Origin of the sequence: Achromobacter sp. UBA2119, assembly GCF_002331005.1 — a bacterium.
Classification (GTDB): domain Bacteria; phylum Pseudomonadota; class Gammaproteobacteria; order Burkholderiales; family Burkholderiaceae_B; genus Achromobacter; species Achromobacter animicus.
In genome coordinates this window covers 35,690-55,475 of record NZ_DCYD01000012.1, presented here as the reverse complement: position 1 = coordinate 55,475, position 19,786 = coordinate 35,690, and the positions used below count along the sequence as shown (strand labels likewise).

Annotated in this window: 16 protein-coding genes; 10 read left to right on the top strand and 6 right to left on the bottom strand. The window is 66.0% G+C overall.

What is annotated here, in order from left to right; translation table 11 throughout:
• Nucleotides 1-43: 43 nt before the first annotated feature.
• Entirely contained in the window at nucleotides 44-640 is a 597-nt protein-coding gene (locus B3098_RS11430) for a DUF4202 domain-containing protein (protein WP_279971011.1), read from the bottom strand.
• Nucleotides 641-896: 256 nt separating this feature from the next.
• On the opposite strand from B3098_RS11430, the gene B3098_RS11425 reads away from it, so the two are divergent.
• Nucleotides 897-1,883, top strand: a complete 987-nt coding sequence (locus B3098_RS11425; RefSeq protein ID WP_279971012.1) for a Bug family tripartite tricarboxylate transporter substrate binding protein — start codon at nucleotides 897-899, stop codon at nucleotides 1,881-1,883.
• 17 nt (nucleotides 1,884-1,900) lie between these two features.
• Complete coding sequence (locus B3098_RS11420; RefSeq protein ID WP_279971013.1) at nucleotides 1,901-2,650, top strand: class II aldolase/adducin family protein; 750 nt, start codon at nucleotides 1,901-1,903, stop codon at nucleotides 2,648-2,650.
• Here the strand turns inward: B3098_RS11420 and B3098_RS11415 are convergent.
• Nucleotides 2,638-4,350, bottom strand: a complete 1,713-nt coding sequence (locus B3098_RS11415) for a thiamine pyrophosphate-dependent enzyme (protein ID WP_279971014.1) — start codon at nucleotides 4,348-4,350, stop codon at nucleotides 2,638-2,640. The genes B3098_RS11420 and B3098_RS11415 overlap by 13 nt on opposite strands.
• A gap of 140 nt (nucleotides 4,351-4,490) precedes the next feature.
• Here B3098_RS11415 and B3098_RS11410 point away from each other — a divergent pair, with 140 nt between their 5' ends.
• Entirely contained in the window at nucleotides 4,491-5,435 is a 945-nt protein-coding gene (locus B3098_RS11410; protein WP_279971015.1) for a LysR family transcriptional regulator, read from the top strand.
• 480 nt (nucleotides 5,436-5,915) lie between these two features.
• Here the strand turns inward: B3098_RS11410 and B3098_RS11405 are convergent, their stop codons facing one another.
• The 3 genes from B3098_RS11405 to garD form a co-directional block, all read right to left on the bottom strand.
• Nucleotides 5,916-6,893, bottom strand: coding sequence for a Bug family tripartite tricarboxylate transporter substrate binding protein (locus B3098_RS11405; RefSeq protein WP_175121465.1), 978 nt, complete (start codon nucleotides 6,891-6,893; stop codon nucleotides 5,916-5,918).
• Between the two features lie 71 nt (nucleotides 6,894-6,964).
• Nucleotides 6,965-8,014 carry an SMP-30/gluconolactonase/LRE family protein gene (locus tag B3098_RS11400; protein WP_279971016.1) on the bottom strand — a complete coding sequence of 350 codons (1,050 nt, stop codon included), beginning with the start codon at nucleotides 8,012-8,014 and terminating at the stop codon, nucleotides 6,965-6,967.
• Between the two features lie 61 nt (nucleotides 8,015-8,075).
• A complete protein-coding gene (gene garD, locus B3098_RS11395) occupies nucleotides 8,076-9,644 on the bottom strand; it encodes a galactarate dehydratase (protein WP_175121463.1) in 1,569 nt (522 codons plus the stop codon).
• 244 nt (nucleotides 9,645-9,888) lie between these two features.
• Between garD and kdgD (B3098_RS11390) the strand changes: the two genes are divergently transcribed.
• Both kdgD (B3098_RS11390) and B3098_RS11385 read left to right on the top strand, forming a co-directional pair.
• Nucleotides 9,889-10,803 (top strand): 5-dehydro-4-deoxyglucarate dehydratase, encoded by a 915-nt coding sequence (kdgD, locus tag B3098_RS11390; protein ID WP_175136457.1) that lies wholly within the window; start codon nucleotides 9,889-9,891, stop codon nucleotides 10,801-10,803.
• Nucleotides 10,804-10,918: 115 nt separating this feature from the next.
• Complete coding sequence (locus tag B3098_RS11385) at nucleotides 10,919-12,502, top strand: aldehyde dehydrogenase (NADP(+)) (RefSeq protein WP_279971017.1); 1,584 nt, start codon at nucleotides 10,919-10,921, stop codon at nucleotides 12,500-12,502.
• Between the two features lie 213 nt (nucleotides 12,503-12,715).
• Here the strand turns inward: B3098_RS11385 and B3098_RS11380 are convergent, their stop codons facing one another.
• Nucleotides 12,716-13,702, bottom strand: a complete 987-nt coding sequence (locus tag B3098_RS11380; protein WP_175121460.1) for a Bug family tripartite tricarboxylate transporter substrate binding protein — start codon at nucleotides 13,700-13,702, stop codon at nucleotides 12,716-12,718.
• Nucleotides 13,703-13,978: 276 nt separating this feature from the next.
• On the opposite strand from B3098_RS11380, the gene kdgD (B3098_RS11375) reads away from it, so the two are divergent.
• The 5 genes from kdgD (B3098_RS11375) to B3098_RS11355 all read left to right on the top strand — a co-directional run bounded on the left by kdgD (B3098_RS11375) (nucleotide 13,979) and on the right by B3098_RS11355 (nucleotide 19,786).
• Complete coding sequence (gene kdgD, locus B3098_RS11375; protein ID WP_286896166.1) at nucleotides 13,979-14,893, top strand: 5-dehydro-4-deoxyglucarate dehydratase; 915 nt, start codon at nucleotides 13,979-13,981, stop codon at nucleotides 14,891-14,893.
• Between the two features lie 263 nt (nucleotides 14,894-15,156).
• Nucleotides 15,157-15,882, top strand: a complete 726-nt coding sequence (locus B3098_RS11370) for a FadR/GntR family transcriptional regulator (RefSeq protein WP_286896162.1) — start codon at nucleotides 15,157-15,159, stop codon at nucleotides 15,880-15,882.
• A gap of 388 nt (nucleotides 15,883-16,270) precedes the next feature.
• Nucleotides 16,271-17,287 carry an amino acid ABC transporter substrate-binding protein gene (locus B3098_RS11365; RefSeq protein WP_175121457.1) on the top strand — a complete coding sequence of 339 codons (1,017 nt, stop codon included), beginning with the start codon at nucleotides 16,271-16,273 and terminating at the stop codon, nucleotides 17,285-17,287.
• A 96-nt stretch (nucleotides 17,288-17,383) separates the two neighbouring features.
• Nucleotides 17,384-18,592 (top strand): aminotransferase class I/II-fold pyridoxal phosphate-dependent enzyme, encoded by a 1,209-nt coding sequence (locus B3098_RS11360; protein ID WP_191577216.1) that lies wholly within the window; start codon nucleotides 17,384-17,386, stop codon nucleotides 18,590-18,592.
• 3 nt (nucleotides 18,593-18,595) lie between these two features.
• Complete coding sequence (locus B3098_RS11355; protein WP_286896158.1) at nucleotides 18,596-19,786, top strand: amino acid ABC transporter permease; 1,191 nt, start codon at nucleotides 18,596-18,598, stop codon at nucleotides 19,784-19,786.

The window sequence follows — 19,786 nt, the reverse complement described above, 5'->3', positions numbered from 1 at the left end:
TTCCCGGCCTGGCCCAGGCCTTTCTGCATTGGCGCAGCTGTATCTAGTCTGCCTGCTCCAGCGCCGCCAGCGCCTGCTTGATGTAGCCCATGCCCTTATCCGAATAAGTCAGCGTCATGGCCTGCTGATGCCCCGCGCCGTCCATCTTCAGCAGGGACTTGCGCAGGATCTCGACGATCTTGTCTTCGTGGGCCGGATAAAAAGCCTCGTACTGGTATTGCAGGAACACGAGGCAAAGCGCGTTCTCCATGACCTGCACGTCTGCATCCTGCTTGATGCCCTGCTTCATCAGGATCGCCGCCACGCGCTCGCCATCCGCTTGCGGGTAGCCCGCTTCTTTCATGATCTGTTGTGCGATGCCAGCGTGATGCCGTGCCAGCGCCTTGCGCCACGTCAGGTAGCCAATGCGCCCTTCAGGATAGCTGGCGCGCGTGATTTCCCAGCGGCCGATGTGCTGGCACCGGGATGCCAACATCAGCGGCTCGGACGCGTCGGGCGCCAGCTTCATGACCCAGTCGTGCAGCTTTTGCGCCAGAAACAGTTCCTGCGGACAGGATTGGCCTTCCCACGTAAACGTGTTGGGGTCCTTGGCGTTGTAGTCGTCGAAACGGCGCAGGGTCTGCTGCAGGCGGTCGTTCATGGGGTAGCGTCTTCGGAAAGACCGGCGCGCGAGGGCCGGAGATTGACAGGCGGGATGGAGCCCATCATACCTGCGGCACCCGGCGTCGTGCGCCGTCTATGCCGTTTCGCGCTATCTGCTTGGCCCGCCGTATCATTGAAGCCGCCCTTGCGGTGTGCGACCGTAAAAGGCGTCGGGTCGGTCGACGAGTCTGACCCGACGCGGGCCGGCGCCATCGCTCTCCCGCCATTAAAAATAATGACTGGAGAGACGACAGATGCGACACGCAAGATTACTGGCCGTCACGCTGGCCGCCACGCTGTGGGCCGCGGGCGGCGCCGCGCAGGCGCAGGACGAGCCCTATCCCGGCAAGCCGGTCACCATCCTGGTGGGCTTTCCGCCGGGCACGGCGACCGACACGGTGGCGCGCATGCTGGGAGAGCGCCTCGCGCAGCGCATGGGCCAGCAGTTCATCGTGGAAAACAAGCCGGGTGCGGGCGGCTCCATCGCTGCGGGCCTGGGCGCGCGCGCCAAGCCTGACGGCTACACGCTGATGATCGGCGCGTCCGCGCCGCAGGCGATCAATCCGCACGTCTATCCCAACCTGAACTACGACGCTCGCAAGGACTTTGCCCCGATCGGGTTGATTACCTGGCTGCCGTACCTGTTTGTGGTCAGCGCCGATAACCCGGCCCGCAACCTGACCGACTTCCTGAACACCGTGAAGGCCAAACCGGGGCAATACACCTACGGCACCACCGGCGTCGGCACGACAAGCCACTTGGTGACGTCCGTGCTGCTGTCCAAGGCCGGCGCGACGATGGTGCATGTGCCATACAAGGGCAGCAGCCAGGCGCAGACCGACATCGTGGGCGGACGCACGTACGCGACCTTCGACACGATGGTGTCGTCGCTGGCAATGGTGAAGGCGGGCCGCCTGAAGGCACTGGCCGTCAGCACGCCGGAGCGCGTGCCCACGCTGCCCAACGTGCCAACCGTCGCGGAGCAAGGCTTTCCGGGCTTTGACATGGGCGCCTGGCTGGGGCTGATTGCGCCCGCCGGCATACCGCCCGCCATTCAGGAAAAGCTGGCACGCGAAATGAACGCCGTACTGGGCGATGCCGCCGTGCGCGACAAGCTCGCGGACCTGGGCGCGCAGGTGCGCACCACCGAATCGCCGGCGCGGTTCGGCGCGATGATGAAATCCGAGTACGAATCGTGGGGCAGCGTGGTCCGCGAATTCAACGTAAAAGGCGCGGACTGACAGGAGGAACGGCAACCATGAACACAAAAGCAGAAATGAGCCCCCAGGAATGGGACACTCGCGTCCAACTGGCCGCATGCTACCGGCTGGTCGCGCACTTTGGCATGAGCGACCTGATCTACAACCACATCACCGCCCGCATCCCGGACACCGACGACCATTTGCTCATCAACCCCTACGGCATGATGTATGACGAGATCACCGCGTCCAGCCTGGTCAAGATCGACCTGGCCGGCAACATTCTCGATCAGCCGTCCGGTTATGGCATCAATGCCGCGGGCTACGTGATCCACAGCGCGGTTCATGGCGCGCGGCACGACGTGGCGTGTGTCATCCACACGCACACGCGGGCGGGCATGGCCGTATCGGCGCTGAAATGCGGCCTATTGCCCCTGACGCAGACCGCAATGCGGTTCGCCAGGATTCCGTATCACGACTACGAGAGCGTGGCCATCGACCTGGACGAACGCAAGCGCCTGGTCGCGGATCTGGGATCGTCCGACGCGATGATCCTGCGCAATCACGGGCTGCTGGCCGCGGGGCCGTCGATTGCGCAGGCGTTCAATACGCTTTATTGGCTGGAAATGGCCTGCAAGGCGCAGGTAGATGCGTTGAGCTCGGGGCGTGAGCTCTGCCTGCCGCCGCCCGAGGTCATCGAGAAGACATGGCTGCTGTACCAGCCCGGCACCCGCCGGCCGTTCGGCGAACTGGAATGGCCCGCCATGCTGCGCCTGATGGATCGCAAGGATCCCGGCTACAAGGCGTGAGAATCGCCGCGCGGCACAAGCTCGCTCCCTGCTGCGTGGCTCACGCTCGCCGGCAGGATGGCGCCCAGGCTGGTGCGCACCTCCAGCAGATACGGCGCGTCCGCTGCCAGGCCACGCGCGATCGCATCGTCCAGTTGATCGGCGCGCGTCACGTATTCGGCCTGCAGCCCGTACGCACGGGCCACCAGCGCAAAGTCGGGGCTGGCCAGGTCCGTTCCCACGTATCGCCCCGGGTACGTGCGGGCCTGGTGCAGGCGGATCGACCCGTAGCAATTGTTGTTGGCGACGATGAACAGGATGGGCAGACCGCGCTCGGCGGCTGCGGCCATCTCGTTGCCCGTCATCGCGAAGCCGCCGTCGCCTGCCATGCACACGACCTGCCGCTTCGGATCGCGCAACTGCACCGCGATGGCCGCCGGTGTGCCGTAGCCCATTGCGCCCGACTGCGACGCCAGCAGCCGTTGCGGAAATGCGAAGGGAAAGTGGCGGTACACCGGCGCGGCGAAGGTGCCGGCGTCCAGGCAGATTGCAACGTCCGCAGGCGCCTGCGCTTCCAACGCCTTGACCACTGCGACGAAAGGAATGCCGTCGTCCGCGGCCTGACCTGCCGCTTGTGGCCATGCCGCCGTCTGTTGCCGTATGGTGCGCAGCGTGGCGGCCCAGTCGTCGCGCGCCAGTCCGCCACCCGTGGCGGGCAACCCGGCCAGCGCCGCCGCCGTGGCTGCGGGATCGGCCACCAGCCCCACGTCGGCCGCGAAGTGCTGGTTCACGATATGCGCATCGGGATAGCAATGCACCAGCGTCTGCCGCGGCCGCGGATGCGCGGGAAAGGTGTAGCCCTGCGTCGTGATATCGCCCAGTCGCGTGCCAAGCGCCAGGATCAGATCACTGCCATCCAGCGCCGCCACCTGCGCGGCCGGCGTCGCCAGATCGAGATCGCCCGCATAGAGCGGATGCGTATTGGGAAACAGATCGTGCTGACGGAACGAGACCGCCACCGGAATGGTGTGGCGTTCCGCCAGGCGCATCAAGGCCTCGCGACCGCCCGGGACGTTGAATCCGCCGCCGGCGATGATGAGCGGCCTGTGTGCGCGCGACAGCAACGTGTGGATGCGTTCCAGCCCGTCGGGAGCCGGTTGAGATGGGCTCTCGGGCATCGCCGTCCAGTCGTGCTGGTCCACGATCGCCTGCTGCACATCCTCGGGCACCACCATCACCACGGGGCCCGGCGTGCCCGCCATCGCCACCCGCACGGCCTTGAAGGCGGCCGGCGCCAGTTCCTCGGGCGTGGTCACCTCGACCACCCACTTGGCCATCGAGCCAAACATCTTCTGATAGTCGATTTCCTGGAACGCTTCCTTGCGCACGTCCTTTTTCGGCACCTGACCGATCAGCAGAATCATCGGCGCCGCGTCCTGCTGCGCGGCATGCACGCCGATCGCGGCGTTGGCGGCGCCCGGGCCCCGCGAGACCATCACCACGCCGGGGCGCCCGGTCAGGCGGGCGTCGGCGCAGGCCATGAATGCGGCGCCGCCTTCGTGGCGGCAGGTCACCACGTCGATGCCGGGAAAGTCATGCAGCGCGTCCAGAACGCCCAGATAGCTTTCGCCGGGCACCACAAACACGCGGTCGATCGCGTTGGCGGCCAGCACCCGGATCAACGCGTGGGCGGAGGTGTTCGGTGTTGCGGATGCGGTCATGTGGGAACCCCCGGCAGGAAAAGGTCCAGGGCATTCTAGATTGGCATCCCACGCCCAACTAGGCATACTCTGGCAACCAGATATACAAGAATGAGACAGCGGCGCGCGCAGCGGCATGGGCGCCCCCCGCTCCGGAGACGATGGACCTACGCAAGATCGAAAACCTGATCCACGTCGCGGATCTGGGCAGCTTCTCACGCGCCGCATCGGTGCTCGGCATCGCTCAGTCGGCGCTTGGCCGGCAGGTGCGCAAGCTGGAAGACGAATGCGGCTGCGCCCTGCTCTACCGCAACGGGCGGGGCGTCTCGCTGACGCCCGACGGCGAAAAGCTGCTGGACAGGCTGCGTCCGCTCATGCGCCAGATGGACCACGTGGTGACCGAGTTCCACAACGACCAGAAGTCTCCGTCCGGCCAGGTGATGCTGGGGCTCACGCCCACGCTCTGTCACATGGTGGGCATGCGGCTGGTGGCCGAGGTCTGGCGGCGCCATCCGCGCATCCAGCTCAACGTCATCACGGGTTACAGCGGCTACGTGCATGAATGGCTGACCAATGCCCGCGTCGACATCGCCGTGCTGCACGACGCGCGGCGGTCGCAGCACATCGCCGTCTCACCGCTGGCCGAACTGGACCTTGCGCTGGTGTCCCCGCCGCAAGGCCTGTCGCCCGCCGCGCGTGCGATGCCGGCCATCCCGTTTTCGGCGCTGCGCGACCTGCCGCTGGCGCTGCCCACGCGCAATCACGGCCTGCGCCGCACGCTCGAACACGCCGCCACGCAGGCCGACATGCCACTGAGCGTGGCGTTCGAAATGGATGCGCTGGAGCTGATGAAGGACATCGTCGTCGAAGGCCTGGCGCACACCGTGCTGGCCCTGCCCGCGGTAATGAATGAAGTTGCGTCCGGCAAGCTGATCGCCCGCCGGATCGTGGAACCGGGCCTGTCCACGCGCCTGATGGTGGCGACGGCTTCAAGCCGTCCGTTGACGCAGGCCGTCAAGATCGTCCAGACAACGCTGCACGAGGTGTTGGCTGCCATGACGCAGGCCGAGCCGTATCGCGACAGCCTGCGGATGTGCGACGAGTAATGCGGCAGCGCCGCGCCTATCTCGGCAGTGCGGGTGCGGGCGTCAGCGGCCCTACGGGCATTTGCCCAGGCCGGGGCGGCATCGGCGGCAGCCATGTCCGGGTGGGCGCCTTCAGCCCGGGCTGATCCTGCGGCCGCGCGGGTGTTGCCGCGGGCGGCGGGTAGCGGGAACCCGGACACGAGGTGCCCACACAGTCCCGATTGATCTTGCCCGGGTCCACGATGCGCGGGCAGTCGGTGCCCAGGCAAGTATCCGGCAAGGTACGGGCGGATGCGGGCGGAGATGGCACAGCCGGAAGCGGATCGCGCGCCAGTACGGGCGCGGCGGCCAGCGCCGACAACGCACCAGATGCCCAAATCAGCGCTGCGGCGAACAAGGATTTCATTGACTGAGCCCCACGGAATCGGTCCAGGCCGAAGCCTGGACGCAATTCCAGTGTGCTCCCGAACCCCTACTCTGGCAAGGCGGGGCCGGACCCGATCAATCCAGGCGGATGTCGGTGCTGGCCACGACCTTGGCCCAGCGCGCGCGCTCGCTGCTGAAGAACTGCGCAAGTTCGGCCGGGCTCTTGGTGACGATCTCGGCGCCCTGCTCGTTCAACTGCGCCGTCACGTCCGGCTGGGTGACGATCTGCGCCATCAGCATCTGCAGGCGGGCCGCCACCGGGTCGGTCATGTTGGACGGGGCCATCACGCCTTGCCACGTGCCGGACTCAAAGCCCTTCACGCCCTGCTCGGAGATGGTGGGGATGTCCGGCACCAGCTTCATGCGTTCGCTCTTGGAAATCGCGATCGCGCGCAGCTTGCCGGACTTGATGTGCGGCAGCGTGGCCAGCAGCCCGTTCATGATGATCTGCGTCTGGCCGCCGATGGTGTCGGTGACGGCCTGCGAACCGCCCTTGTACGGCACGTATTCCCACTGCGCGCCGGTGGCCTGCTGAACCGCGACGGCCGCCAGGTGAGGCGCGCTGCCGATCGCGGTGACGGCGAAGTTGATGCGTTCTTTCTTGGACAGCTCGACCAGATCCTGCACAGTCTTGGCCTTCACGTCCGGGTGTACGGCCAGCACGTGCGGCGAATACGCCAGCATGCCGACGGCGCGCAGGTCCTTGGACGGATCAAAGGTCAGCTTCGTGTAGACGGACGGGCTGATCGCCAGCGCGCCGACGTCGCACAAGAGGACCGTGTGGCCTTCGTTAGCCGACTGCACCACCAAACCGGCGCCCAGGTTGCCGTTGGCGCCGGGCTTGTTCTCGACGACCACGGTCTGCTTGAGCACTTCGGCCAGCCGGGGCGCCAGGATGCGCGCGATGATGTCCGACGAGCCGCCGGGCGGGTAAGGCACGACGATGCGCACGGGCCGCGTCGGCCATTCCGCCGATTGGGCCCATGCCGGCACCAGGGGCGTCAGGCAAAGCGCCGCGGCGCTGCCCAGGAACTGTCTCTTGCTCGGGTTCATGCTGTCTCCACACTGTTTGGTATGTGTGTTGAAGTGTCCCGCGGCCTGGTGAGGCCGCGGTGGGGATGTGCCTATGCCGCGCCGCGGGTCTCCACGTACAGGGCATAGAGCGAATGGCTGCTCGCCATGAAGAGGCGGTTGCGCTTGGCGCCGCCAAAGCAAAGATTGGCGCAGCGTTCCGGCAGCCGGATGTGGCCGATGGCCTTGCCCGCGGGGTTGAACACCATCACGCCGTCCAGGTCCTCGGCTTTGGCGTCGGGCGAGCCGTTGCTGCCCCAGCCGCACCACAGGTTGCCGGCCTCGTCGCACTTGATGCCGTCGATGGCGCCGGGCCCTTGCGCGTCAACGTGCAGGCGCTTGTTGGACAACGCGCCGTCCGCGCCCACGTCAAAGGCCCAGATCACGCGATTGGGCTGGTGACGCGATTCGACGATGTACAGCACTTTCTCGTCGGGCGAAAAGCACAGGCCGTTGGGACCGGCCAGATCGGCAAGCGCCAGCGTCACACGGCCGTTGGCCGGATCGATGCGATAGACGGAATGCGGCAGCTCGGGCGTGGCCTTGTCGCCTTCCCAGTGCCCGCCGATGCCGAAGGGCGGATCGGTGAACCAGATGGCGCCATTGCGCTGGCACACGATGTCATTCGGCGAATTGAACGGCTTGCCGTCAAAGCGGTCCGCCAGCACCGTGATGCTGCCGTCGTACTCCGTGCGCGTGACGCGGCGCGTCAGGTGTTCGCAGGCCAGCAGGCGGCCCTGGCGATCCCGCGCGAGCCCGTTGCTGAAATTGGACGGATGGCGAAACACGCTGGTTTGGCCGGTGGTTTCGTCCCAGCGGATGATGCGGTTGTTGGGTATGTCCGAGGCGAGCAGATAACGCCCGTCGCCAAACCACACCGGACCTTCCAGCCAGCGGAAGCCGGTCGCAAGCTGCTCCACGCTGCTGCTGTAGATGCGGTACTTGGCGAATTCCGGGTCCAGGATCCGGACCGAGGGATCCGGGTAGCGCTGCTGCGGGGTGAAGCTGAAAGACTGCGCGTGCACCAGACTGGCAGGGGCCAGTGCAAGCGCGGCGCCCAGCATCCGGCGCCGGCCGGCCTGGACTTGCGGGTCAATTTCCATCGGCTGTCTCCTCTCAGTGGTTTTATTCTGCGATGGCGCTACGGACGGATTGGGTCCCCGATCAGGTCACGGGGCCCGGGTTGAACAGCGCCAGGGCGTTGTGCAGCTTGAGTTTTTCCGCACAGGTCTGCTTCTTGCCGCTGGCCACGTCCAGCATCATCTGAAAGAGCTGCCAGCCCACTTCCTCGATCGAGGCCTGGCCGGTGGCGATGACGCCGGCATCCACGTCCATCAGGTCGTGCCAGCGGCGCGCCAGCGCCGAGCGCGTGGCGACCTTGATGACCGGCACCTGCGCCAGCCCGTAGGGCGTGCCGCGGCCGGTGGTGAAGATGTGCAGGTTCATGCCGGCAGCCAGTTGCAGCGTGCCGCAGATGAAGTCGCTGGCGGGCGTGGCCGCAAAGATCAGGCCCTTGCGTGTCAGGCGGTCGCCGGGCGACAGCACGCCATGAATCGGCGAGGAACCCGACTTGACGATCGACCCCATGGCCTTTTCGACAATGTTGGACAGGCCGCCCTTCTTGTTGCCGGGACTGGTGTTGGCGCTGCGGTCGGCCATGCCGCGCTGCAGGTACGCGTCGTACCAGGCCATTTCACGGATCAGCGCGTCCGCGACTTCGGGCGTTTCGGCGCGGGCAGTCAACTGGTCGATGCCGTCGCGCACCTCGGTGTTCTCGGAGAACATCACCGTGCCGCCTGCGCGCACCAGCAGGTCGGTGGCAAAGCCCACGGCCGGGTTGGCCGTCACGCCGGAAAACGCATCGCTGCCGCCGCACTGCACGCCAACGGTCAGGTCCGACACCGGGCAGGTTTCGCGCTGGCGGGCGTTGAGCTTCTGCAAATGGCGCTCGGCGGTGCGCATGATGAGCTGGATCATCGAATCGAAGCCGATGTTCTCTTCGTCCTGCAGGACGATGGTGTCCACGCCGTCGCCGCCCATGCCCTCGCCGGCACGGATGGGAATGGCGGTGGGCGCCAGCAGGCGGTCCGGCTGCAGCTTTTCACAGCCCAGGCTGACGACCATGGACGTGCCGCCGAAATTCGGGTTGCGGGCGATGTTGTGCAGCGTGCGGATGGGAATGGCCGCGCCGGGCGCGTCGATGGCCACGCCGCAGCCGTAGGTGTGCTCGATGCCCACCACGTCGTCCACGTTCGGGTACAGCGGCAGCAGTTCGCGGCGGATGCGCGCGACCGCGTGCTCGACGACACCCTGCACACACTGCACCGTGGTGCTGATGGCAAGAATGTTGCGCGTGCCGACGGTGCCGTCCGCGTTGCGGTAGCCCTGAAAGGTGTAGCCCTCGAGCGGCGGCAGCGGCGCAATCCGCGTGGAGACCGGCAGGTCTTCCAGCGTGCGGGCCGTCGGCATCGTAGTGACGCGCTCGTTGATCCAGCTGCCGCGCGGCAGCGCCTTGGCGGCGTAGCCGACCACCACGTTGTAGCGCCGGACCTCGTCGCCCTCGGCCAGATCGGTCAGGGCAACCTTATGCCCTTGCGGCACGGCGTCGACCAATTGAAGCCCATCGGGCAGAACGGTTCCCGACGGCAATCCGCCATCGTTGGCCACGATGGCGACGTTGTCGTCGGGATGAATCTTGATGAGAACGGGCGCCTGCTCGACTGCAACCTGCATGATGAATCCTTTAGCCTGATGGATGCCCCGCTGCGGGCACCGTACGTTATCGTACAACCAAGAGAATATCGCTGAAAGGCTCTAGAAAGGAATTTCGGGTTTCCCCTTGTAAATGCTGCGCCACATGGGGACACGCCTTGAATCCGGCAAATTGATGTTGTACGATGACTCACCTTTTACCACCGCATCCCGTTCGCAAGCACCTACCTTTCGCCTGCGACGGCCATTTAGGGATGAGCGCAACATGACGACTCCGCAAGAACTCAAGGCCATTGTTTCGGAAGGTTTGCTTTCCTTCCCCGTGACCGACTTCGACCAGAACGGCGATTTCAACGCCAAGAGCTATGCGGCTCGTCTGGAATGGCTGGCTCCCTACGGCGCCACCGCCCTGTTCGCCGCCGGCGGCACCGGTGAGTTCTTCTCGCTGGCCCCCGACGAATACTCCGACGTCATCCGCACCGCCGTGCAGACCTGCAAGGGCAAGGTGCCGATTCTGGCCGGCGCCGGCGGCCCCACCCGCACCGCCATCGCCTACGCACAAGAAGCCGAGCGCCAAGGCGCCAAGGGCGTCCTGCTGTTGCCCCACTACCTGACCGAAGCCTCGCAGGACGGCATCGCCGCCCACGTCGAGCAGGTCTGCAAGTCGGTCAACATCGGCGTCATCGTCTACAACCGCGCCCAGTCGCGTCTGTCGGCCGACAGCCTGGCCCGCCTGGCCGACCGCTGCCCCAACCTGGTCGGCTTCAAGGACGGCATCGGCGACATCGAATCGATGGTCCGCATCCGCCGCAAGATGGGCGACCGCTTCTCGTACCTGGGCGGCCTGCCCACCGCTGAAGTCTATGCCGCCGCCTACCGCGCGCTGGGCGTGCCGGTCTACTCGTCGGCCGTCTTCAACTTCGTGCCCAAGATGGCCATGGAGTTCTACAACGCCATCGCGGCCGGCGACAGCGACACCACCAACCGCCTGCTGGACGATTTCTTCCTGCCGTATCTGGAAATCCGCAACCGCAAGGCTGGCTACGCCGTCAGCATCGTCAAGGCCGGCGCCAAGCTGGTCGGCCACGACGCGGGCCCGGTGCGCGCACCGCTGACCGACCTGACCGGCGAAGAAATGGAAATGCTTGCCGCCCTGATCAAGAAGTCCGGCGCCGAGTAATCGGTCCGCACTGACACCTGCTATCTGCCCCCGGTCCGGGGGCATTTTTTTCCCCGGACCCGTCGGGGGCGACAACGCCCATCCTTCGGATCGGCGCCTATTCTTGGAGATGACCATGAACCTGACCGGCCAGATGTTGATCGGCTCGACCGCCGTCCTGGGCGCGGGCGCCGCCCAGCACGCCATCAATCCCGCCACCGGCGAACGCCTGGAACCCGCCTACCCCGCCGGCTCCGCCGACGACGTGTCGCGCGCCGCCGAACTGGCCCGCGCCGCGTTCGACCCGTACCGCGCCCTGCCGCTGGAAACGCGCGCCCAATTCCTGGAAAGCATCGCTGAGAACATCGTTGCCATCGGCGACGCGCTGATCGAGCGCGCGCACCAGGAAACCGGCCTGCCCGTCGCCCGCCTGCAAGGCGAGCGCGGCCGCACGGTCGGCCAGCTGCGTCTGTTCGCCCGCGTCGTGCGCGACGGCTACTTCCTGGACGCCACGATCGACCCGGCCCAACCCGAGCGCCAGCCGTTGCCGCGCGCCGACCTGCGCCTGGCCAACGTTCCCCTGGGCCCCGTGGTGGTGTTCGGCGCCAGCAACTTCCCGCTCGCCTTCTCGGTTGCGGGCGGCGACACCGCGTCGGCATTGGCCGCCGGTTGCCCGGTGATCGTCAAGGCGCACAACGCCCACCCCGGCACGTCCGAGCTGGTCGGCCGCGCCATCCAGCAAGCCGTCGCCAAGCACGGTCTGCCGGAAGGCACGTTCTCGCTGCTGTTTGGCGCCGGCAATGAAATCGGCACCGCACTGGCAACGCACCCGGCCATCACGGCCATCGGCTTCACCGGCTCGCGCCGCGGCGGCCTGGCGCTGGTCGCCGCCGCCAACGCCCGCCCCGTGCCGATTCCCGTGTACGCGGAAATGTCCAGCATCAACCCCGTCTTCCTGCTGCCCGCCGCGCTGGAAGCGCGCGCCGAGGCCATCGCCAAGGGCTTCGTGGATTCGCTGTCGATGGGCGTGGGCCAGTTCTGCACGAACCCCGGCCTGGTGATCGGCATCGAAGGTCCGGCGCTGGACCGCTTCCGCCAGGCTGCCGCCGAGGCCGTCAAGGCCAAGGGCGCCGCCACCATGCTGACGCCGGGCATTTTCTCGGCCTACGAGCAAGGCGCGGATGCCCTCGCGCGCCACCCCAGCGTGTCGACGGTCGGCCGCGGGGAACCCTCGAACCCGGCATGCAACGCCGCCGGCGCCGTGGTGTTCGGCGCCAGCGCCGACCAATTCCTGGCCTCGCACGAGCTGGAAGCCGAAGTGTTCGGCCCCGCTTCGCTGGTTGTCGCGTGCAAGGACGCCGCGCAGGTCCGCGCCGTGGCAGAGCACCTGGAAGGCCAACTGACCGCGACGCTGTTCGTGGACGACGCCGACCTGGACGACGCCCGCGCCCTGCTGCCGGTACTGGAACGCAAGGCCGGCCGCATCCTGGCCAACGGCTACCCGACCGGTGTGGAAGTCAGCCACGCCATGGTTCACGGCGGCCCCTTCCCGGCCACGTCGAACCCGGCCTCGACGTCGGTGGGCGCCACGGCGATCCGTCGCTTCCTGCGTCCGGTCTGCTACCAGGACCTGCCCGACGGCCTGCTGCCGGAAGGCGTCCAGCGCGGTAACCCGCTGGGTCTGACGCGCATGGTGGACGGCACGCTGGTCAAGGCGTAATGGGTTGACGCCTGGATTTCGGGCGTCGCATCAACAAATAGGCCCCGGCGCCGCGTCACGCGGCCCGGGGCCTACGCCATTTCGCGCCGGTGTCAGACACCTACTGAGACGCCCATTGCGTACCCCGATTCACCCGTCAAAACTCCAGCCCGATAAAAAAACCTGGCGCGAGGATCGACTCCCCGCGCCAGGCTTTCATACCTGACAACGCAATTACTGCGCCTTCAGCTTTCCATCGGCAATGATCTTGGCCCACTTGGCCTGCTCGGCCGCCTGGAATGCCGTGAATTCCGCCGGCGTGTTCGGCGTGTAGGCCAGACCCAGGCCCTGCATCTTGGCGGTGACTTCTGGCTTGGCCACGATCTCGGCGATCGTCTTGTTCAGCTTTTCGACCACGGCCGGCGGCGTGTTGGCCGGGGCGTAGATGGCCTGCCAGCTGCTGACGTCAAAGCCCGGCACGCCGGCTTCCTGCATGGTGGGCACGTCCGGCAGCACGGCGGTGCGCTTGGCGGACGTGACCGCCAGCGCGCGGACCTTGCCGCTTTGCACATACGGCAACGCGACCAGGGCGGTTTCGAACGAGCTAGGGATCTGCCCGCCGATCAGGTCCGAAATGGCCGGCGCGCTGCCGCGGTACGGCACGTGCGTCAGGTGCGCGCCCGTCAGCTGCTTGAACACTTCGCCCGACAAATGCTGCGACGTGCCCTGCCCGGCCGAGCCGAAGGCGATCGTGTCGGGATTGGCCTTGGCGGCGGCAACGACATCCTGCACGCTCTTATAGGGCTGGTTCGCGCCCACCAGCAGCACATTGGAAATGCTGCCCAGCAGGATCACGGGCGAGAAATCCTTGGCCGCGTTGTAGTTGATGCTGGGCAGCAACGACGGGTTGATCGCGTGCGTGGCGATCGTGCCCAGCAGCAGCGTGTAGCCGTCCGGCTTGGCGCGCGCCACGGCGTCCGCGCCCAGTACGCCACCGGCGCCACCCTTGTTTTCAACGACGACGGTCTGCTTGAGCGTCGTGCCCAGTTCCTGGGCGATCAAGCGCCCCAGAATGTCGGACGTGCCGCCCGCCGCAAACGGAACCACCAGCGTGATGGCCTTCGCAGACGGCCAGTCATCAGCGGCGTGGACAGGTGCGGCAAAAGCGGTGGCGACGGCCAGGACGGCCGACAGGCGGCTCAACAGGGGGAATGCCTTCAAACTTGTCTCCTAGAGATTGGGAATTGTCGCCGTTCTTGTACGTTGTCGTACGACAATGAGCGCTGAGGATAGCGCGGCCGACTTCTCCGTTCAATATAGGGAAATTCCTAGATTCAAAAGATACCTTCGGCTTGTTGTACGACAACATTTATCCTGGGAAGTCGTTGTACGCCCAGCTTATATGTTGTACGATGACTGACATCGCGGATCGAACAACGCCGCGGCCACGGCATACCGCCTTTTTCAATACCCATTCCTCATATTTGGAAGACAGCCATGACGACTCCCCAGGAACTCAAAGCCATCGTCTCGGAAGGATTGCTCTCCTTCCCCGTGACCGACTTCGACCAGAACGGCGATTTCAACGCCAAGAGCTACGCGGCTCGTCTGGAATGGCTGGCTCCCTACGGCGCCACCGCCCTGTTCGCGGCTGGCGGCACCGGTGAGTTCTTCTCGCTGGCCCCCGATGAATACTCCGACGTCATTCGCACCGCCGTGCAGACCTGCAAGGGCAAGGTGCCGATCCTGGCCGGCGCCGGCGGCCCCACCCGCACCGCCATCGCCTACGCACAAGAAGCCGAGCGCCAAGGCGCCAAGGGCGTCCTGCTGCTGCCCCACTACCTGACCGAAGCCTCGCAGGACGGCATTGCCGCCCACGTCGAGCAGGTCTGCAAGTCGGTCAACATCGGCGTCATCGTCTACAACCGCGCCCAGTCGCGTCTGTCGGCCGACAGCCTGGCCCGCCTCGCTGACCGCTGCCCCAACCTGGTCGGCTTCAAGGACGGCATCGGCGACATCGAATCGATGGTCCGCATCCGCCGCAAGATGGGCGACCGCTTCTCGTACCTGGGCGGCCTGCCCACCGCTGAAGTCTACGCAGCCGCTTACCGCGCGCTGGGCGTGCCGGTCTACTCGTCGGCCGTCTTCAACTTCGTGCCCAAGATGGCCATGGAGTTCTATCACGCGATTGCCGCCGGCGACAGCGACACCACCAACCGCCTGCTGGACGATTTCTTCCTGCCGTATCTGGAAATCCGCAACCGCAAGGCCGGCTATGCCGTCAGCATCGTCAAGGCCGGCGCCAAGCTGGTCGGCCACGACGCGGGCCCGGTGCGCGCACCGCTGACCGACCTGACCGGCGAAGAAATGGAAATGCTTGCCGCCCTGATCAAGAAGTCCGGCGCCGAGTAAACCGTCCGCACTTGACCGTGCGTGACTAGCCGCCAGAACGCCCTCCGCTGGAGGGCGTTTTGCTTCTTGATGCAAAGAAAAGTTGGCGGATTTCGCCCCGTATGTTGTCATATGGCCCCCGTGCATCCTTGCGGTCGCGTTCGGTTGGCGCGGCCGATCCCATCGGGCCGGACACCCGTGCGGCATCAGAGGACCGCGTACACTTGCGGCTGCGCGCCAGGCTGCCAGCCTCGCCCGCAGCGATTTTCCCTATAAGAGAGACAATGCAAACTCCCGCCCGGCCTCCCCGCTCGCGCCTGACCGATTTCGTTATCGAGGAACTGACCAAGCGCCTTGATGGGCGTCAGTACCGCGCCGGCGACAAGCTGCCTTCGGAGCACGCGCTGTGCGACGAATTCGAAGTCAGCCGCACCGTCATCCGCGAAGCCGTGGCTTCCATGCGGCTGAGCGGCCGCCTGGTCAGCAAGCCCGGCATCGGCGTTTTCGTGACCGAAGACCGCGAAAAGCCCATCGATTTTGTCGTCGAACCCGCCACGGATCCGCGCTGGGCCCTGCACATCATGGAATTGCGCGCGGGCCTTGAGGTTGAAGCCTGTGGACTGGCGGCAGAGCGCCGCAGCGCGGCGGATCTGAGCGGCATCGTCGAAGCCTTTGACGCCTTCAACCGCGCTACGCGCGACATGGAAGCGGCCGTCAAGGCCGATTATGAATTCCACCTGTCGATCGCCCGCGCGTCGAACAACCCGCACTTTCCCGCGCTGCTCAAGGCGGCGGTGCGCGACGTCATGCTCGACCTGAACATCAAGCACGGCGGCAAGACGCCCCAAGAGCTTGAAATGTACGAGACGCGCAACGTGCGCGAGCACGAAGCGATCCTGACGGCCATCATGCGCCGCGACCCCGGCGCCGCGCGCGCCGCCATGGCCCGCCACCTGGGCGACAGCATCGCGCGGTACCGCAAGCTGCTGTCCCATCCCCCCGCGATTTAAGCCACGCTCGCGTGCCCTCCCGTAATGCCAATTACGGGAATCCCCTTACTTGTTTACTTGTATGACGGCTGCCATCATACGTCTTATTGCATAACGTAATACGACGCGGCTTCAGTACTGCCTGCGTCTTCCGCGATCCGTAAGACCTGCCGTACCAGTGCCGCCGATGAGCCCCATTCTTACCCTCCGCAGTACGTACCACCCCTACGCCACGCGCATTCACCGGCGCACCGCCTGACCGGCCACGAGCCGGCGCTTTTTCCCCCATTCCCGTACCCGTCCGCGTGCGCGACGCACCCTCCCCGGCTTGCCGGGGCGGACCCCGCACGCTTGGCCGTTTTCGCCCCCCCCGCTTTTCAATCACTTTCGATCCCCAGGAGAAATCTCCATGCGCAAGTTTCTGAGCTCCGCCGTTGCGGCAACCCTGCTGTGCGTCGCGTCTGGCGCACAGGCCGGCGTGACGTTTGACGCCGTCAAGAAAAAGGGCTTTCTGCAGTGCGGCTTTGCCGGCATTCCCGGTTTCTCGGTGCTCGACAGCAAGGGCGAATGGACCGGCCTGGACGTGGACATGTGCCGCGCCGTCGCGGCCGCCATGTTTGGCGATGCCTCCAAGGTCAAGGGCAACGTGCTGACCGCGCAGGCGAAGTTCACTGCGCTGCAGTCTGGCGAGATCGACATGCTCTCGCGCAACACTACGCAGACCCTGACCCGCGACACCACGCTGGGCCTGATCGGCGTGGGCGTAAACTTCTATGACGCCCAGGGCCTGATCGTGAAGAAGGCGATGAACGTCAAGAGCGTGAAGGAGCTGGACGGCGCCACCATCTGCGTGCAGCCCGGCACCACCACCGAACTGAACCTGGCCGACTACTTCCGTAGCCGCGGCCTGACGTTCAAGCCCGTGCTGGTCGAGAACTACGACGAAAACTTCCGTTTGCTGGAATCGGGCCGCTGCGACGCCTACACCAACGACAAGTCCAATACCGCCGCCAACATGCGCACGCGCCTGGCCAAGCCCGACGACTGGGAAATCCTGACCGAGAACCTGTCCAAGGAACCGCTCGGCCCCATGGTCCGCCAAGGCGACGAGCAGTGGTTCAACGTCGTGCGCTGGTCGCTGAACGCGATGCTGGAAGCCGAGGAATACGGCATCACGTCCAAGAACGTCGATGAAATGTTGAAGAGCACCAACCCGAACGTCCAGCGCATCCTGGGCGTGACGCCGGGCATGGGCAAGAACCTGGGCCTGGACGACAAGTGGGCCTACAACATCATCAAGCAAGTCGGCAATTACGGCGAAAGCTATGACCGCGCCATGGGCAAGGACAGCCCGCTGAAGCTGGACCGCGGCCTGAACAAGCTGTGGACGCAAGGCGGTCTGATGTACGGCTGGCCGGTGCGCTAAGCATCGCTCCCGCGGCTCCGCCCTGTGCGGGGCCGCGCTTCATTTCCCCGGCCTGCGGGCACGCCCGCGCCAGAACACTCTTTACGCAGCAACACCATGAACAGCATCGTCAACGCCCGACTCAAACAGATCAAACCCTCGCCCAGCATGGCCGCCAAGATCGTCGTGGACGAACTCCGCCGCCAAGGCCGCGAGATCGCCGACTACACGCTGGGCGAGCCCGACATGCCCACGCCCGCGCATATCGCGCGCGCCGGCCAGGAAGCCATCGCGGGCGGCGACATCCGCTACACCAGCCCGAACGGCACCGTGGGTCTGCGCAAAGCCATCGCCAATAGCCTCGAACAGACCGTGGGCGTGCGCTACGGCATGGACCAGATCACCGTGGGCGCCGGCGCCAAGCAGATCATCGCCGCCGCGCTGACCGCCAGCCTGGAGCCGGGTGACGAAGTGATCGTTTGCGCGCCGTACTGGGTTTCCTATCCGGACATGGTGCTGCTGGGCGAAGGCAAGCCTGTCGTCGTCACCGGCCCCGAGTCGCAAGGCTTCAAGCTGGACGCCGCCACGCTGGAAGCGGCCATCACGCCGCGCACGCGCTGGCTGATCCTGAATTCGCCCAGCAACCCCAGCGGCGCCGTCTACAGCGCCACCGAGCTGCGCGCGCTGACCGACGTGCTGCTGCGCCATCCGCACGTGTGGATTCTGAGCGACGAGATCTACGCGCCCTTCACGTACAGCGGCCAGGCCCACGCCTCGCCCGTCCAGGTCGAACCCAAGCTGGTTGAGCGCACGCTGATCGTCAACGGCATGTCCAAGTCCTACGCCATGACCGGCTGGCGCGTCGGCTACGGCGCCGGCCCTGCCGATTTGATCAAGGCCATGAGCACCGTGATGTCGCAAAGCACCTCGTGCCCCAGCGCGATCTCGCAAGCGGCGGCGCAGGCAGCCCTGGAAGGCGACCAGTCCAGCGTCACGGAAATGGTCGGGATCTTCAAGAAGCGCCGCGACCTCATCGTGAGCCGCCTGAACGCCATCCCCGGCATCTCGTGCGCCATGCCGGACGGCGCGTTCTATGTGTATGCCAACGTGCAGGGCCTGATCGGCAAGAAGGGTCCCGACGGCGAGTTGAAGACGGACCTGGACGTGAGCCTGTTCTTCCTGCGCGAAGCGGGCGTGGCCGTGATCGACGGCGGTTCGTATGGCCTGTCGCCGTATGTGCGCTTCTCGTTCGCGACCTCCACCGAGGTCATCGAGCAAGGCATGGACCGTCTGGCCGTCGCGGTCAGCGCCCTGATGGCGGGCTGAACCGTGGCGCAGCACACCGCTCAACACCCGGTGCAGCGGCCGCCGCGCCGGGTTTCCTGGAACGATCCGGCCACGCGGGCGCTGGTTTACCAGGCGCTGGCCCTGGCGCTCGTCGGGGCCGCCGTCTGGTTCCTGGTCCACAACACGCTGCACAACCTGTCGCTGCGCAACATCGCGACGGGTTTCGGCTTTCTCAACCGCGAGGCCGGCTTTGCCATCGGCGAATCCGTCATCGCCTACACCCCCGCCGACACCTACGGACGCGCCATCTTCGCCGGCATCCTGAACACGCTGCGCGTGGGCCTGCTGGCGCTGATCGCCGCGACCGTCCTGGGCGTCTTCATCGGCATCGGCCGCCTGTCCAAGAACTGGCTGGTCAACAAGATCACCTCGGTGTACGTCGAGGTGATGCGCAACGTGCCGCTGCTGCTGCAGTTGTTCTTCTGGTATGCGCTGATCACCGAGAACATGCCCGGCCCCCGGCAGGCGCATAACCCGCTGCCCGGTGTCTTCATCTCCAACCGCGGCCTCAAGGTGCCGGGACTGGAAGGCGCGTCGCTGGACTGGGTGCTGTGCGGACTGGGGCTGGCCATCCTGGCGATCATCGCCGTGGGCCATTGGGCCACCAGGCGCCAGGAAGCGACGGGACAGCCGTTCAAGCTGGGCCGCACGGCCATCGGCCTGCTCGTCGCCTTTCCGGTCGTCGGTTGGCTCGCCAGCGGCGCATCGCTGACGCTGGACATGCCCGCGCTCAAGGGCTTCAACTTCGTTGGCGGCCTGACGCTCTCGCCGGAGTTCGTCGCCCTCTTCCTGGGTCTGACCGTCTATACGTCTGCCTTCATCGCCGAAGTCGTGCGCTCGGGCATCCAGGCCGTCAACAACGGCCAGTGGGAAGCGGCCGGTTCGCTGGGTCTCCCGCGCCGGCTGGTGCTGCGCCTGGTGATCCTGCCGCAGGCGTTGCGCGTCATCATCCCGCCGATGACCAGCCAATACCTGAACCTGCTGAAGAACAGCTCGCTGGCGGTGGCCATCGGTTATCCGGACATCGTGTCGGTGGTGAACACCACGCTGAACCAGACGGGCCAGGCCATCGAGGGCATCCTCATCATCATGGCCGCCTATCTCACGGTCAGCCTGTCGATCTCGATATTCATGAACTGGTACAACAAGCGCATCGCGCTGGTGGAGCGTTGA